We start from the raw sequence: 16763 nt of genomic DNA, 5'->3' as shown, positions 1-16763 counted from the left end.
GGGTAGGGGCTTTGACAATTACGCCATTCCTGACCACTTCTTGTCGTGTTAGTAACGGTTTTTAGACTGTTTTTGATAAAGGATATTAAACAGTATGGCATTAAGTTTCGGTAAAGCCGCTTATGCAAAAGTCATTCAACGTCTTATTGAACGTATTTATCATAACAGTCCTTTACAAGATTCACTGTATGAACAGGCGGTGCATTGGTTTGCTGGACTAGAGGAACGGCAACAGCAAAAAGCGGAGCTTGAGCAGCAAGTTTTTTTATTTGAGAACCGTCAGCAACAATCCAAAAAAAGCGAACAATCAGGGATCAGTCGCCATTTAAAGCAAGCGGAAACGCTGCATAAGAGCTTTGAAGACAAGATTGAAGAAGAGAAATACCAGCGTTACATGGACTTACAGCAGCTTTGCCGTGATATTTTATCGTTATGTCAAGGTGATAGTTTTGCTGAGACCAATACGTACTCGGCCAAAATGCTGGGAACCATTCAACTCATTTGTCCCACCCGTGGTAAACATATCACCAAAGAAAACCAAAAAGCCCGTCATTTGTACAAAGCTGTATTAAGTGTGCGTCTATTAGATCGACTGGTTATGGATGGGTTAGTCGATCATCCTTTTATTATGGCTCGTTACGAAGAAAGTAAGACGTTACCTTACAGTGATGAGACTCCATACCATCCATATCGTGATGATGTGCATGTACCGGTATTAATGGCGGCTATCTTGCAGGATATTGGCCGTTGCCATCCTATTTGCCAAGCTATTTTAAAAGGCCCTGAAGGCAATTTTGATGAGTTCCGTGAATTAGAGGCGGATGAACGTATCACGTTTTTGCAAACCAGCTACAGTGAGTCGATCAACTATGTGCAACAAGCCTTGGCTACCGGGCGGTATATGGGCCGCGATAAAGAAGAACGTGATCGGTTTTTACAATCTGAGCTAGAAAAACGTGAATTACTGTTATTATTGCTAAAACAGGCCGCTAAGCCGCAGCATGGTATCGGGAATGTCTTGAAAATCCCTCAAGTTTATACCGCCATGGTGCTTTCTACTAAGCATAATTATAATTATGAAGACTTACCCAAAGCGGCCTTAGCGCTTGAAAAAAGTGCCGAATTGGGGCGCCTAAGCCAGCAAAGTGTCGACGCTTTTTTAAAAATTGTGGGGATGTTTCCGCAGGGGTTTGGTATTCCTTATATTCCCAAAGATTCTGACGGCAACGATATGGAACGTTACGAGTACGCTATTGTGACCGGGTTATATCCGCCTGAATTTAAAAAAGCGCTCTGTCGTATCGTGACCTATAGCTTAACGTATCAAGCATCGGCCCGTGGCTGTGTTTTGAGTGTGGAGAATAATTTGTACTTTCCGCAGGCGCGCCGTAAATTAGAGATCGTACCCGAAGAGCGCTTATTAGAGATTTTACGAAAATTGGTTTATAACTTTGAAGAGCGAATGTCTTCGCCACTTATTCCCCGTTCTTGGCACCCCAACGATTATTTTTTAAATCAAAAAAATCAAAACTTATGGAATAAAGCAGTGACGCTGCAAAACTGATTTTACGTCGTAACTGGCTGTGTAGAGTGTTCAGTTCTTTTTACAGCCAGTGTCTAGTTCACCCAGTTTGCTAGCAATGCGCTAAGACGCTGAAAACCGGATTGCGGGTAAACAGGGCACAAGGGCGTTTAAGTCTGCTGACTTACTTAAGTGTGCTAACTTAACCGCCCTGTTTTTTTGGGTTGCTGTTATGGCTTTTTGTCTTGAAGCGAAATATCTGGCTCTACTGGCGCGTTCTCAGACGCGTTTTCTGCAGCGTGCTCCGTGGCGATATGATCAGGTACGGTTTCTTGGAGAGTGCCGGTAGATGATTCTGTTGTTGATGACGGCTCTGCACGGTGTTCCGTGTTGAATTCATTTCCGTATTTCGTATTAGGGCTTTGATAAGGTCCATCAGTGCTATCTGGCGAAGCGGTGTCCACAACCGGCTCATCACGCATTTGTTGTTGCACTAATTCCTCATCGACGCGTGGATCCAAGGCAGCCGCTAAAGGTGAAGACACTAAATCACCAGAGGCCAGCTGATAATCTGAGGAATGTTGTTGCGCCAATAATTTTTTTGCTGTTTTCTGGTTATAGTTTACACGAGTAAGTCGAACAAAGAGGATGAAGCAGCATACAGCCATATACAGATACAACATACTGTTACCAAGTAACTGCATCACAAGGGAGGCAATTAATGGGCCTATGGTCGCGCCTATGCCAAAGGTCAGTAAAATGGTTGCCGATAACGCGACACGCTCGGGTTGTTCAATATTTTGATTAGCCAGCGCGGTGGCGAGGGGGTAAAGCGTAAAGGCTAAAATGCCGAAGCAAAATGTGGCACCAATCAAAAGTGGACCCGCTAATGGCAATAAGGATATGGCCAATACCAACAAGCCCAGTAGCGCACTATTAATGCGTAGCAACCTGCTGCGTGGAATACGATCTGAGAGCTTACCCATAGGCCATTGTGCCAGTAAACCCGCTAAAATAGTTGTCGACATAAAGGTCGCAACTTCAGCATTGCTTAACCCCGTACCCGCGGCAAAGGCGGGCGCTAGGCCATAAAAAGAACCAGAGATACCGCCTGCAATTAAAATCGTGGTTAAAGACTGTGGCACTTTGCGCCAAAATGTGAGAATTTTTAACGGGGCAGGGTGTAACGGTTGCGGGTGAATACGGCGTGTTAAGGCGATCGGCACGATACACAATGCATAACAAATCCCTACCAGCAGTAAAGGTTGTAAGCCTAATTCTGGGAAAAATGAAAGTACGGTTTGACCACCGACCATCCCAAGATAGGACACAATCATATAGCCTGCAAATACAGTACCGCGCTGATTACTCTCAGCTTGTTCGTTTAGCCAACTTTCCAAAACCATATATTGGCACATCATGCCTGTGCCAACAACAACCCGCAAAAATAGCCAAAGTTCTAAACTCTCGGTCAATGCATGACACAACGCCGATGCGGTAACAATACCGGCGCTGGCCACAAAGGATCGAATATGGCCTACTCGGGCAATTAAACGGTGGCCGACTTTAGAGCCCACCACTAAGCCAAAATAGTAAGCGGACATCATGCCACCGATCCACAGTTGTTCTACGCCATCTCTGGCCAATGACAAGGCCAGATAGGTGGTGAGTAAGCCGGCGCCTAACACCATAATTAAGGTGGTAGAAAACAGCGACGAAAAACTACGAAATGGTGAAGACATCCTTTTACCTCTTAACAATAATCTATTTTACACGCATACCCGGCAACGCACCCTCGTCTGGGCTTAGTAGGAAAATATCGCTACCGCCTGGGCCAGCAGCTAATACCATTCCTTCAGAAAGACCAAAGCGCATTTTTCGTGGCGCGAGGTTGGCAACCATCACGGTTTGCCGTCCAACTAACTGCTCAGGACTGTAAGCGGCTTTGATCCCTGCGAACACCTGACGTGTCTCACCAGCGCCAATATCTAAGGTTAATTGCACAAGCTTATCTGCCCCGTCAACGGACGCAGCGGCCACAATACGTGCAATGCGTAAATCGATTTTGGCAAAATCGTCTATGCTGATGGTCTCACTAATCGGCTCCCGCTCTGCTATGGTGGATGCTGTTGGGGGAATCACCGCGGCTGAAGTGGAAGGGATTTGCGCCGTTGGCTGCAAATTCTCGGTAGAGGCGACCACCATATTTTGTACTTTTACCGGATCAACTCGCTGCATTAGCGCTTTAAAGGGGTTTATGGCATGTGCCAATAGCGGTGTTTGATAGTTACTCCAAAGCAGTTCGGTATTTAAAAAGGCTTCAGTATCGGCCGCCATTTTTGGCAATACGGGTTTTAAATAATGCATTAAAACGCGGAATAGATTTAATCCCATGGAGCACACGGCATGCGCTTCCTGTTGTGTCGACGCCTCTTTTACCAGCACCCAAGGTGCTTTGGCATCAATGTATTGATTGGCTTTGTCGGCTAACGCCATGATGTCGCGAATGGCTTTGGCAAACTCGCGATGCTCGTAACTTTGTGCAATGCTCTCACCAGCACTAATAAAGTCGGCAAACAATGCTGGCTCCGCTAAGGTGGCAGCGAGTTGACCATCGTAACGTTTAGTAATAAAGCCGGCACAACGGCTGGCAATATTAACCACTTTCCCGACTAAGTCGGCATTCACTTTTTGCGTGAAATCATCCAGATTGAGATCTAAGTCGGTAATGCTGCTACTTAGCTTCGATGCAAAATAATAGCGTAGGTATTCTGGATCTAAGTTATCTAAATAGGTACGGGCTTTAATAAAGGTACCGCGCGATTTTGACATTTTAGCGCCATTAACCGTGACAAAACCGTGGGCGAAAATGGCACTAGGTTTACGATAACCTGCGCCTTCAAGCATGGCTGGCCAGAACAAGCTGTGAAAGTAAATGATATCTTTACCGATAAAATGATAGACCTCGGCATCGGCATCAACGGCCCAATAACTGTCGAAATCAAGCCCAATTTTATCGCACAGATGTTTAAAGCTTGCTAAATATCCAATTGGCGCATCTAACCAAACATAGAAGAATTTACCGGGAGCGCCGGGTATTTCAAATCCAAAATAAGGGGCATCGCGACTGATATCCCACATTTGTAGGCCATCTTTAAACCATTCTTGCAGCTTATTCGCCATTTCATCTTGCAAGGCACCGCTGCGGGTCCACTGTTGCAGCATGTCGGCAAAAGCGGGTAAATCAAAGAAATAGTGTTCACTGTCTTTTAATACAGGGGTAGCGCCCGACACCACCGAACGTGGATTTTTCACTTCGGTTGGGCTGTAGGTTGCACCACACACATCACAACTGTCACCATTTTGATCTAAGGCACCGCATTTGGGGCAATCGCCTTTTACAAAACGATCCGGTAAAAACATTTCTTTTTGGGGATCATATAACTGACTAATGGTTTTACGCTTAATGTGGCCAGCCGCATGTAAACGTTGATAAATTTGATTGGCAAAAAATTGATTTTCTTCACTATGAGTCGAGTGATAATGATCAAAGGCAATGGCAAAGTCAGCGAAATCAGCCATGTGTTCAACTTTGGTTTTGGCGATCATCTCTTCTGGCGTAATACCCTGTTGCTGCGCTTTTAACATAATAGGCGTGCCATGAGCATCATCAGCACAGACATAAAAACACTCATGTCCACGGGCTTTCTGAAAACGAGACCAAATGTCGGTTTGGATATACTCCAGTAAATGACCAAGATGGATAGGGCCATTGGCATAGGGTAACGCGCTGGTGATCAGAATTTTCCGTGTTGACATGGGTAATTGCTCTTGCATAAATAACTGAAAATATGTGAGGTAATGATACTATAGCCACCATAAAATCGCATCCGGCAAAGCGTGATTGCTGGGAAAAATGCCTGTTTTTCTGAGTTTTGGAGTAATAATGTTCAATTGGTTGAAAAAATCAGCAGCGACAATCGCCCAGCGGGATAAGGTATTGCAGCAGGCGCCATCGGCTGCCCATACCGAACTCTCGGCCATTACCTCATCAGCATTTGGCGAACCTGTCGCTGGCGGAGCTTCTGTTGAAAAGCAGACAGTTTTAGACAGTATTACCGCTTGCTGTGAAAATATTCGACTGAAGCCGCCGGCCTTTAAAAGTATACAGTGTGTTGTGTTGATCGCGTCGGGTAAAGGCGGGGTGGGAAAATCAACCACAGCAGCAAATTTGGCGATGGCGTTGGCGGCAAAAGGTGTGCGAACAGGGTTATTGGATGCCGATATTTATGGCCCCTCGGTTCCCACACTCTTTGGCTTGCAAGGACACAAAGTGACATCACCAGATAATAAGCTCATGCTCCCATTACGACAGCATCGCGTTGTGTTGCAATCTATAGGCTTTTTAGTTGATCCTGAACAGGCCTCAGTATGGCGGGGACCAATGGCCAGCCAAGCGCTACTGCAATTGATTAATGAAACAGTGTGGCCTGACTTGGATGTATTATTGATTGATATGCCACCAGGTACTGGGGATATTCAATTAACCTTGTCGCAAAAACTACCGGTTACTGGTGCTATTGTGGTGACTACCCCACAAGATTTGGCTCTAGCAGATGCAAAAAAAGCCATCACCATGTTTCAACAGGTCAATATTCCGCTGCTTGGCCTTGTTGAAAATATGAGTTTTTATGTATGCCCTAGTTGTGGTGCTCAAGACGATGTTTTTGGTACCGCTGGGGGCTTGCATTTAGCTGAGCGTTATCACGTGCCGGTATTGGGGCAATTACCCTTACAAAGTGCGATACGCTTACAAGCCGATTCGGGCGTAGCGCTTGATAAAGGTGACGAAGCCATGAATACTTTATATCAAACGATTAGCTTGGCGTTGTTACAACGATTAAGTGGTGATGTACCGGAGCACACTTCGGTTGAAATAATGATAACGGATGACTAAAGATGAGATTATGTGACCGCGATATTGAACGTTACATGGCAGAAAATAAAATTCGGATTAGCCCCTTGCCAGATGCCGATATGATTAGCGGGGTCAGTGTTGATATTCGCTTAGGGAATAAGTTTCGCGTTTTTCAGGCGCATGCTGCCCCGTTTATCGATTTAAGCGGGCCACGCGCGCAAGTTGATGCCGCACTTAATTCGGTAATGAGTGATGAGATTGTGTTAGCCGAGGATGGCGTATTTATTTTGCATCCAGCCGAGTTGGCCTTGGGGGTGACATTAGAATCGGTCACCTTACCAGATGATATTGTGGGCTGGCTAGATGGACGTTCATCCTTGGCACGTTTAGGCTTGATGGTGCATGTTACTGCGCACCGGATTGATCCAGGTTGGTCAGGGAATATTGTTTTAGAGTTTTATAACAGCGGTAAATTGCCATTAGCGCTGCGTCCAAACATGAAAATTGGCGCGTTAAACTTTGAATTAATGACAGGTCCTGCGGATCGGCCCTATAACAAACGAACAGATGCCAAATACCAACAACAAACAGGGGCAGTGGCAAGCCGCATTAGCCATGATGACAAAGGAACATAACCCTTTTGAGCATGGCTAAGTACGCTGTTTTTTATACTTCAGTGCGTTTAAGTGTGGCAGATTGTGCGCAGCCACTTAAATTAAAAAGCCCACGCAAGGCGTGGGCAGAAAAGCTTATAAAGCAAAAATGAAGCGTTATTATTATGCAGTAAAACTGCATAGCTTGGCAATAAAGCCTCCGCAAATTTAGATGTATTTTTAACTCAGATGCAATAAGGATAATGATGAAACTCTATGGCTCACAAACTTCACCTTATGTTCGTCGTATACGCTTACTATTAGCTGAACAACCTTATCACTATGAAAATATGCAGATTTTTGCAGAAGAAGATCGTCAGAAACTACTAGATCTTAATCCAACACTGAAAATACCAATGTTAGAAGATAACCAACAGGTTATTTTCGATTCGGGCGTGATTTATCGTTATATAGCCGCACAGATGGCATTACCTCCTTTAAGTTGGTATCAAGAAAATCAATTAACCTTAATCAATGCGGTGAATGATTCTTTGGTTTCATTATTTCTATGTCAGCGCAGCGGCTTGGATACGAATGAAGATCGTCTATTTTTTAATGCGCAAAAAGAGCGTATTGCTGCCTCTATGTTTGTTTTAGAGCAACAGGCGGCCAATCATGAATTTGACCAATGGCATTATCCTACTATGGCCTTATTCAGTTTAATGGATTGGGTTATCTACAGAGAATTGCTTGAAGTGGATGCATATCCTGCTTTGCTGGCCTGTGTAAACATGCATCAACACCATTTCGGCGTTGCTGAAAGCGATCCGCGCCTCGCCTAGCCATTTATGGTTGCTCTAGAGCAGCGCCCTGTGAGATCTACAGGGCGTTTTTATGTAAGGGGTTAAGCGCTATCAGCAGTGCTATTTAAAGTTAAAGCGCTAACTAAAACGCTATTCCGAGTAAAGCTGTAAATTGTATTAGCTTCCCTGTTTTAAAATTTGCGGCTCAATTAATACACTTTGATTTGCATCTGAAAGCCATATCTGGCCTTCACTGATATTACATTGTAATTGCATATTACGATTCACTAACGTCGCCATCGCCGCTACGGCCGTGTCTGGAATATCGATAACGGTTAAGTTATCGTAACGCGCTAGGGCTGCACTATTGGTTTTCCACCACACAGGTACGACACGGCCGCCATAACAAAATAAAATGACTTGCTTGGCCTTATGGCAGGCTTTTCGTAACCATTTTTCGTCAGATTGACCAAATTCAATCCACAAGTTAATGGTGCCTTCTAAGGCCAAATCCCATAATTCCGCTTGTTCTGTTTCGCCGCTCAACCCTTTGGTAAAATGCAATGACTCGCTGGCATTAAGTGCGAACGCCAATAAACGTACCATCATGCGCTCATCGTTTTCTGAAGGATGCTGAGCTAGGGTTAAATTATGATCAGCATAATAATGCCGATCCATATCGGCAATTTGCAGTTGCACTTTAAATACCGTGGCTTTCTGTGCCATGCGCGTTTCCAACTATAAAAAGCCGCAGTGTACAAAGCACTGCGGCCTTTGGCAATTAACCTTTCGCTGTGCGATGGTTTACATTAGCGTTGTGCTTGCTCAAATAACTGATTCACTTTATTCCAATTTACCAGTTGCCACCAAGCTTGACTGTAATCACCACGACGGTTTTGATAATTAAGATAATAGGCATGTTCCCAGACATCCAATGCTAAGATTGGCTTACCACGCTCTGTCACCACATCCATCAGCGGGTTATCTTGATTTGCAGTTGAGGTTATTTGTAATTTACCGTCTTGGTTTACCACAACCCATGCCCAACCCGAACCAAAGCGGGTAGCCGCAGCTTGATTGAAGGCGGTTTTCATTGCATCTAATGAGCCGAAATCACGTTCAATGGCGGCTTTTAATGCGGATGAAGGCGCTCCGCCTTGGCCGTTAGGGGCCATTAATTCCCAAAATAATTGATGATTATAATGCCCACCGCCGTTGTTACGCACAGCAGCATTGAATGTCGACATTTTTTCCATTATTTGCTCGAGATTTAACGTAGCTAATTCAGGAAAGGTTTCAACTTGGGCATTCAAATTATTAATGTAGGCTAAATGATGACGGCCATAATGAATTTCCATCGTTTTAGCATCAATTGCTGGTTCCAGCGCGTTAGCGGCATAAGGTAAGGGCGCTTGAGTGAACGGGGTGGCAAAGGCGTTTAGCGACATCAAAAGTAAGGTGGCTGCGCTTAATGAGGTCAACAGTTTCTGAACGAACATTAATACTATCCTCTTTGATTAGGTTTCTAAATCTGAAACAGACTAGCACAGAATACGTAGCAACTGTGATGATTGGATTAAATCTAAAACACAATGCAACTTTAGAAAGATGATTTAAGTGAGATGTTGCTGCATCACTTGCCAAGAAAGAGAATAAAAAATAAAAACAAAAACCATGAAAGAAGGGAAAATTTTGCATAAAAAAAGCCTGCATAAAGCAGGCTTTTAGGAGAATTTAATGGTCGGTACGAGAGGATTCGAACCTCCGACCCCTTCACCCCCAGCGAAGTGCGCTACCAAGCTGCGCTACGTACCGACGTGGTGCGTATAATAATGATTCTTTAACTAATTGCAATGCGCTTTTATGCAACTGCAGCTTTTTTCTACAAATTTTCATGATTAATCTAAAATATCTCTGCGATTATTTTGTTGTCGGCAAAATACGCCAGTCACTCTGGTTTAATCTGGCTGAACGGGTAGAATATACCAATGTATTTTTTAAGGTGTTTAAACAAGCGTGACCGACGTTAATACTGATCCTTATGCCGATATTCGGCCTTATCATGATGATGAAGTGCAAGCCGCCATCAGCCGTCTAATTGCTGATCAAGAGTTTATTGATGCCATTTTGCATTATCGCTTCCCCCATTTAGCCGGAAAATTTGGTTGGCTATTGTCGGCGGGCGTAAAGTTTTTTTTGAAACGGAAATGGTCAAAACTTCGTACCGTAAATCAAGTGCAATTGCAGGTTGCTACCTTTATGGAGCAAATGATTGCCAAGTCTACCGTGCAAGTATCATGTAGCGGTATTGAACAGCTTGATCCGAGCAAACCCTATCTTTTTATTTCTAATCATCGCGATATTGCTATGGACCCAGCACTGGTCAATTGGAGTTTACATCAGCAAGGATTAGATACGTTACGTATCGCAATTGGCGATAACTTATTACGAAAAGCGTGCGCTACTGAGCTGATGAAGCTGAATAAAAGTTTTATCGTGAAACGTGGTGCTAAAGGGCCGCGGGAAATGCTTAAAAACCTCTCGCAATTATCAGGGTATATTAAACATTCGCTAGATGAAGGTCAGTCTATTTGGATCGCACAAAAGGAAGGGCGCGCCAAAGATGGCAATGATGAGACCGATCCGGCCATTTTAAAAATGTTTTATATGGAAGGGAAAAAACGCGGTGAGCGTTTTAGTGAATATCTGAGCGGATTAAATATTGTGCCAGTCTGTTTATCCTATGAATTTGATCCTTGCGATAAAGACAAGGTAAATGAGCTATGGCAAAAACAACAGCATGGACATTATCAAAAAGGTGAACTTGAGGATATCGATACGATAATTAAAGGCATTGTGGGATTTAAAGGGCGGGTGCATGTGGCCTTTGGAAAACCCTTAAATGCCATACCCGATGATGCCGATGCGCTAGCCGCTCTTATTGATCAACAGATTTGGCAACAATATCGTTTATTTCCAATTAACTATTTAGCGGCGGGAGTTGGCACTCAAGTCGTTGACGAAACGCATCGACAAGTTTGGCATGATAAACTCTCAAGCCTACCAGAGGATGCGCGGCCTCTTTTGGTTAATATGTATGCAGCGCCAGTAGAAAAACAGGCGAAAATTGCTTAATGCGTTATTTAGTTGGCGTGACGCTGTTATGGGCTTTTTCATTTAGTTTGATTGGCGAGTATTTAGCCGGGCAAGTAGATGCTTATTTTGCTGTTGTAACACGTGTTGCGCTGGCTTTATTGGTGTTTTTGCCGTTTTTACTTCGCTATCGGGGGAACACTGGATATGCCATTACGCTAATGCTACTCGGCGCTGTGCAATTAGGTGTGATGTATTTGTTTTATTATCACTCCTTTTTATTCCTCAGCGTGCCGCAAGTATTGGTGTTTACTATTTTTACCCCAATTTATATAACGTTGTTATATGATTTACTCAGTGGTCGATTTAACGCACGTTTTTTGTTAGCGGCCTTATGCGCTGTGGCGGCAGCGGCCGTTATGCGAGAGGGGATCCCCGCGCCAGATTATTGGTTGGGATTTATGATTGTTCAAGGCGCTAACCTGTGTTTTGCCGCAGGGCAAGTCGGGTACAAAAAATTGCTGATGGCGCAGCCAAGTCAGCGGGATCAGCATTTGGCTTTTGGCTGGTTTTATGTCGGTGCTTTACTGATTGCATTACCCGCGTGGTGGTTTTTTGGTGCAGCACAGTATCCGCAAACTCTGACACAATGGGCCGTACTCCTTTGGTTGGGCTTGGTGGCATCGGGTTTGGGATATTATGCATGGAACAAAGGGGCAGCGCAGGTGTCCAGTGGCGCGCTAGCGGTGATGAATAATGCCCTTATTCCAGCTGGGTTGCTGGTGAATCTTTTGTTATGGAATCGTACTGCTGATTTATCTTCGCTAAGTATTGGTTTCATTCTTTTACTCTTTTCGCTATGGCTGTGTCGTGATTCGGCTAAGCCTCATAGGAGCATTAAGCTTGGCTAGACAAGTGAGTTATACCTACAAAGGTAAAAAAAAGGTAATTGCGTTTAGTTATGATCGTTTTTACGATCTATACGAAGCCGTGGCCGCTGCAGAAGGTATCGATTTAACGGCCTTTTTGGCAATGGAAAAACAGTTACACCACACTGCGAAAGATAAAGCGGCTGTAAAAAACTACCGTCAGCAAACGTTCAGTAAAATGGGATTTGCAGATATCGCCTTTGTGCGAGAAAATCCTGAAATATAACACCTCTTCGCGTGTCGGCTACCTGCTTTGAAAGATAACCTAGCAAGGTATGCGATGTTCGGGAAATTTATACCTTAAAGAGAATAATATGAAAATTACTAGTAATTTTGACAGTGGTAACATTGAGGTTATTGCTGCCACTGATCCACAAAATATTCAATTGGCTATCCGTAAAGACCATCAATCAGATTTTTATCAATGGTTTCACTTTCGATTGAATACGCCACATGCGCAGGTACATAAACTGCACATTGTGAATGCCGGAGGTTCTGCCTATCCAGATGGTTGGAAAGATTATCAAGCTGTTGCGTCTTATGATCGACAAACGTGGTTTCGCGTAGAAAGCGAATTTGATGGCAAAACGTTTACCATTACGCATTATCCAGAAGCTGAATCGGTATACTTTGCTTATTTTGCGCCTTATAGCTACGAGCGCCACCAAGACTTATTGCATCAAGCGCAAAATGATTACAACTGTCAATTAGTTGAGCTGGGTGAAACCTTAGATGGTCGTGATATGAACATGCTGGTAGTCGGGGAGCCTGACGACAGCAAGAAAAAGGTTTGGATAATTGCGCGACAGCATCCTGGCGAAACCATGGCAGAATGGTTTGTTGAAGGGTTTTTAGATCGTTTATTAGATGAAGACGACGGTGTTGCTCGCGCCTTGTTAGCTAAAGCGGTATTTTATATTGTGCCAAATATGAACCCAGATGGCAGCGTGCGTGGACATTTACGTACGAATGCGGCGGGCGTTAACTTAAACCGTGAGTGGCAAAATCCTTCTATGGCGCAAAGCCCTGAAGTATTTTTAGTGCGTGAGAAAATGTTAGCGCTGGGTGTCGATATGTTGCTAGATGTGCATGGCGATGAAAATCTGCCATACAATTTTGTCGCTGGTGCTGAGGGTGTACCCAGCTATTCGGGTAAAATGCAGCAGTTAGAAGAGGCGTTTAAAGCCGCCATGGTAATGGTTACCCCAGAATTTCAAACAGAATTTGGCTATGGTAAAGATGAGCCAGGTAAAGCTAATCTAACTGTCGCATCTAATTGGGTTGCTGAACAATTTTCATGTTTAGCCTATACCTTAGAGATGCCATTTAAAGATAATGCGAATTTACCTGATGAAGCTTTTGGTTGGTCAGATATTCGTTCTATGAAGCTTGGCCAAGATTCCCTTACTGCAATTTTGGCTGTTGTTGATGATTTACGTTAGGATCTGACATGGCCATTATTTCTTGTCCGGTATGCGAACATCGCATATCTAATAAAGCAACTGAATGTCCAAAATGCAAAACATTGTTAAGTGGCGCCACACCTGAAAAATTGGCGGCACAGCATCGGGAAAAAATATTGCGACAATCGCAATCGTTAATGAATCAATCGATGCTAGCGTTATTGTTGTTTTTGGCTGGTTTTGGCATTCTTTATTGGTGGCAACCGGAAAACGGTAGTTACAACGAATATGTTTCTACGGCAGCGATTGCGCTAGGTTTTCTTTGGTATGTGGTGTGTCGTGCCCGCATTATTTGGTTAAAGCGAAAAAAATAGTATGGACTTTAGTTCACTTGTAAGCGCTATGGCGCCTGAAACCTATGAGAAGCTCTCTGACGCTGTTGCAACTGGCCGTTGGGCTGATGGATCCTTATTAACCGAGGATCAAAAGGCTCAAACATTGCAATTGGTGATGGCGTACCAATCTAAAGTTTTAAAATCTCAAGATATTTTCACTGTGGGCCCAGACGGGCAGATAGTACACAAATCTAAGGCTGAGCTGAAAAAACAATTTTCAGATCCTGCCGCTATAGCAAGGTTCACGCACGATGATCTTTAAACGCTGGTTTAAACCGAAATGGCAGCATGCAGATGCAGCAATTCGTCTACAAGCTTTACCTACGTTGCAGGCAAGCGACAATGACCATAAAAAAATACTGCATGAGTTGGCGTTTAACGATGGTGCTGAAGCCGTTCGTAAAGCCGCTTTACATCAGTTAAATGACTTTGCTTTGTGGTGGCAAGCCAGTAAACATGATGCGTCTGAGCGGCTAAAACAGTATGCTGAGCAGCAATTGATTAATCAATTATTGCAAGGCGATGTTGAAAATAATCTGAAACATAAATTTATTACTCAGTGCAACCGTAGTTCCGTGTTAGAGCAGTTAGCCCTAAAAGAGCAAGATCCTCAGCTGCGCTTTACCTTATTACAACGCCTAGAGCGTGCTGATCTCATTCAGCAAAGTTTGCTTGATAGCCATTTTCCTGATGTGTTTAAGCGGCAATTGTTAGCCGACATTACCGATGAAAAACAGTTAGAAAAACTCAGTAAGCAGCTAAATGCGACCTTGGCCGCGGAATTAACCTTGCGCTTAGCCGAGTTAGCAGAGCAAAAATTAAAACCCGTAAAGTTACGCAAAGAGCTAACGTTACTATTGGCTAAGTTAAATGCGTTACGCGAGCGCAGTAACATTGCTGAGATCCCCGAGTTACAGCAACAATTAGCCTTACAATGGCAGAGTTTAGCGACAGAGTTAGCCTGTTTACCACATGATGAAGCGCAGCAATTTAGCGCTAAATACGCGCAACTTGATGCGCGTTTAACCGATTGGTTAGCGCCTAAACTTTCCGAGTTAGCGCAAATTCAAGCCGCTGTTGAAGCCAAAGCGCGCGCAGTGGCCCGTTACCAGCAATTAGAGCATGCCATAGAGGCGCTTGAGCAGCAGTTGGTAGTGCAGATCCAGCAAGGCGAGAGCGAGTTTGCTATTATAAGCCGTGCGGTAGAGGCGCTACAGGAAGACGCTACACAAGCTGCGTTACCGCAGGCCGAACTGCACACGTTACAAACGCGCTTAGCACGGTTGCAACAGCAATGTCAGCAATTGCCTCAGCAAAGCAAGGCATTAGCGGCATTAACGCAACTGGTCAGAGAGTTTCAAGTTCATCCTTTGCCGCAGTCATTTGAGCAACTTGACGGCGCAGAAGTGCAATTAACGGCGTTTTTGCAAGCGTGGCGTAGTCATAGTAAAGGCTTATCATTACGTTTATCGGCAGAGTTAGATACACAATTTCAGCAGGTTAAACAGCATTGGCAAGCCGCAATAGCCGACATTAAACAGCAACAGCAAAAAGGCACTAAACAACTGCGTAGCAAGTGTGCCGAGTTTAAACGCTTGCATGCTGCGGGACGCTATAATGTTTTATTTGGTTTGTTTAAAGGTATTAGTGACGATTACGCACAACTTTCTGATCATGCGAAGGTACAACTTGAAAAAGAGTACCTTGATATCAGTGCGTTACATAATGCGTTAGAATCGTTACAGCATTATATCGCAACACCGCGGAAACAGGCTTTATTAGCAGAGGTGCAACAGCTTGCTGCCACCCCAGTGACGGATGCGAAAGCCCGTGCTGACGAGGTAAAATTAGCGCGTGCCAACTGGAATTCATTTGGTAAGGCCGATCCCGAGCAGGAAGATGTGTTAAATCAGGCGTTTGATCAAGCGTGTGAAGCGGCCTTTGAACCTTGCCGAGCGATATTCGCGCAGCTTGATGCGGAACGTGCAGTACATTTACAGCAACGCCAAAGTGTGATCATGGAATTAACCGCATTGGCGGAAAGCGCGTTAGATGTTAAAACACTAGATCAACGTTTTCGGCAAATTAATCAGCGCTGGCGAGAGGCCGGCGCAGTGAATCGCCGTGATTACCAAGTTTTACAGCAGCAATATCAGCAATTATCAGAGGTGATTCGTGGCAAAGTTGTTTCTGCGCAACAATCCCATGAAGCTGCAAAACGGGCCTTGATTGCAGAGGCGGAATCCGCGCTATCGTTAAGTGATGGTGCCCAAACTGCGATTGTTCTGAAAGATTTGCAACAGCGTTGGAAAACCTTAGGGTTTGCTGGGCCAAAACACGATCAAGCGTTGTGGTTACAGTTTAGAGCATTATGTGATGCGTTTTTTGCAAAACGCCATGATGAGTTTAAATCGACACAACACGCTGAGCAGATGGCTTGGCAGGCCGTGAGTGCGGAGCTTAATCAACTCGCCGAACGTATTGGGGCAGCACAAACGCAAAGTGAACTCAACGCGTTACAGCAGCAATTACGGCAGTTAGTGTTACCGGATTTAGCGGATGCGCGTCAGCGGTATGAGCAAGTGAGTGAATTATTGAGCCAGCAGTTGCAGCAACAGCTGCAGCAGCAACAACGTCAGGATTTGCATAGTCTGTTTACGGCACTTTCTACCGGCGAGTTAAAGGCAGAACAATGGCCTGCAGCTTATCGCGATGCGCTGAGTATCAAGGCTCCGGCCTTGAGTCGCCCTGAGTTAACATTGGCGCTGGAGCTGGTTAGTGGCAAAGACAGTGGGCTAAGTAATACGGCTGAAAAACAGCAGGTACAGTTAGCACTGCTGACGTTGAAGCACAATGCTGGTCAACAACTTTCAGCAGAGCAATTGTTACACCATTGGCTGGCGCATGGGGCAGTGGCAGAGCAGGAGCAACCGTTGTTGAAACGGGTTGTAGCCTTGTTTTAGTAAGCGAGGTTTTTTAGCCGCTTAAACGCTGTTTGGTCGTTAGTACATGCGTTTTCTGTAATATCTTTACGTAATTAAAAAGGCCTTTCATAATGAAAGGCCTTTTTCTTGCTGGGCTTTTTTAGCGTAGAAGGGATCAACACA

Annotated in this window: 15 protein-coding genes and 1 tRNA gene; 11 read left to right on the top strand and 5 right to left on the bottom strand. The window is 44.5% G+C overall.

All coding sequences use genetic code 11. From position 1 onward, the window contains the following. Positions 1 to 94: 94 nt before the first annotated feature. Positions 95 to 1564, top strand: coding sequence for a hypothetical protein (locus tag IE070_RS06635; protein ID WP_189481704.1), 1470 nt, complete (start codon positions 95 to 97; stop codon positions 1562 to 1564). A 188-nt stretch (positions 1565 to 1752) separates the two neighbouring features. On the opposite strand, the gene IE070_RS06630 is transcribed toward IE070_RS06635, so the two are convergent. Both IE070_RS06630 and metG read right to left on the bottom strand, forming a co-directional pair. Next, positions 1753 to 3264 carry an MFS transporter gene (locus IE070_RS06630; RefSeq protein ID WP_189481703.1) on the bottom strand — a complete coding sequence of 504 codons (1512 nt, stop codon included), beginning with the start codon at positions 3262 to 3264 and terminating at the stop codon, positions 1753 to 1755. A gap of 22 nt (positions 3265 to 3286) precedes the next feature. After that, entirely contained in the window at positions 3287 to 5341 is a 2055-nt protein-coding gene (gene metG / locus IE070_RS06625) for a methionine--tRNA ligase (protein ID WP_189481701.1), read from the bottom strand. Between the two features lie 127 nt (positions 5342 to 5468). On the opposite strand from metG, the gene apbC reads away from it, so the two are divergent. From apbC to IE070_RS06610, 3 genes are all read left to right on the top strand, one after another. After that, positions 5469 to 6479, top strand: a complete 1011-nt coding sequence (apbC, locus tag IE070_RS06620; protein ID WP_229796957.1) for an iron-sulfur cluster carrier protein ApbC — start codon at positions 5469 to 5471, stop codon at positions 6477 to 6479. Positions 6480 to 6481: 2 nt separating this feature from the next. Further along, entirely contained in the window at positions 6482 to 7075 is a 594-nt protein-coding gene (gene dcd / locus IE070_RS06615; protein ID WP_189481697.1) for a dCTP deaminase, read from the top strand. Between the two features lie 221 nt (positions 7076 to 7296). Beyond that, a complete protein-coding gene (locus tag IE070_RS06610; RefSeq protein WP_229796956.1) occupies positions 7297 to 7875 on the top strand; it encodes a glutathione S-transferase family protein in 579 nt (192 codons plus the stop codon). Positions 7876 to 8013: 138 nt separating this feature from the next. Here IE070_RS06610 and IE070_RS06605 read toward each other — a convergent pair whose 3' ends face one another. The 3 genes from IE070_RS06605 to IE070_RS06595 all read right to left on the bottom strand — a co-directional run bounded on the left by IE070_RS06605 (position 8014) and on the right by IE070_RS06595 (position 9651). Then, positions 8014 to 8562 (bottom strand): YaeQ family protein, encoded by a 549-nt coding sequence (locus IE070_RS06605; RefSeq protein ID WP_189481694.1) that lies wholly within the window; start codon positions 8560 to 8562, stop codon positions 8014 to 8016. Between the two features lie 83 nt (positions 8563 to 8645). Beyond that, positions 8646 to 9335, bottom strand: coding sequence for a superoxide dismutase (locus IE070_RS06600; RefSeq protein WP_189481692.1), 690 nt, complete (start codon positions 9333 to 9335; stop codon positions 8646 to 8648). A 239-nt stretch (positions 9336 to 9574) separates the two neighbouring features. Next, positions 9575 to 9651, bottom strand: a tRNA-Pro gene (locus IE070_RS06595). 201 nt (positions 9652 to 9852) lie between these two features. On the opposite strand from IE070_RS06595, the gene IE070_RS06590 reads away from it, so the two are divergent. From IE070_RS06590 to IE070_RS06560, 7 genes are all read left to right on the top strand, one after another. Further along, on the top strand, positions 9853 to 10971 hold the full coding sequence (locus IE070_RS06590; RefSeq protein WP_189481690.1) for a 1-acyl-sn-glycerol-3-phosphate acyltransferase: 1119 nt from the start codon (positions 9853 to 9855) through the stop codon (positions 10969 to 10971). Then, positions 10971 to 11840, top strand: coding sequence for an EamA/DMT transporter family protein (locus IE070_RS06585; RefSeq protein ID WP_189481688.1), 870 nt, complete (start codon positions 10971 to 10973; stop codon positions 11838 to 11840). Before IE070_RS06590 ends, IE070_RS06585 begins: the two co-directional genes overlap by 1 nt. Continuing rightward, positions 11833 to 12084, top strand: a complete 252-nt coding sequence (locus IE070_RS06580) for a DUF2960 domain-containing protein (RefSeq protein ID WP_189481686.1) — start codon at positions 11833 to 11835, stop codon at positions 12082 to 12084. The genes IE070_RS06585 and IE070_RS06580 overlap by 8 nt, the downstream gene beginning before the upstream one ends. Before the next feature lie 88 nt (positions 12085 to 12172). Beyond that, entirely contained in the window at positions 12173 to 13300 is a 1128-nt protein-coding gene (locus tag IE070_RS06575) for a M14 family metallopeptidase (protein WP_189481684.1), read from the top strand. 8 nt (positions 13301 to 13308) lie between these two features. Next, positions 13309 to 13635 (top strand): zinc ribbon domain-containing protein, encoded by a 327-nt coding sequence (locus IE070_RS06570; RefSeq protein ID WP_189481681.1) that lies wholly within the window; start codon positions 13309 to 13311, stop codon positions 13633 to 13635. 1 nt (position 13636) lies between these two features. Continuing rightward, on the top strand, positions 13637 to 13918 hold the full coding sequence (locus IE070_RS06565; protein WP_189481679.1) for a YeaC family protein: 282 nt from the start codon (positions 13637 to 13639) through the stop codon (positions 13916 to 13918). Then, positions 13908 to 16619, top strand: coding sequence for a DUF349 domain-containing protein (locus IE070_RS06560; RefSeq protein ID WP_189481677.1), 2712 nt, complete (start codon positions 13908 to 13910; stop codon positions 16617 to 16619). The genes IE070_RS06565 and IE070_RS06560 overlap by 11 nt, the downstream gene beginning before the upstream one ends. Positions 16620 to 16763: the final 144 nt, after the last annotated feature.

Source organism: Alishewanella tabrizica (assembly GCF_014652375.1).
Taxonomy (GTDB): Bacteria; Pseudomonadota; Gammaproteobacteria; order Enterobacterales; family Alteromonadaceae; genus Alishewanella; species Alishewanella tabrizica.
This window is presented reverse-complemented; position numbering and strand designations above follow the sequence as displayed.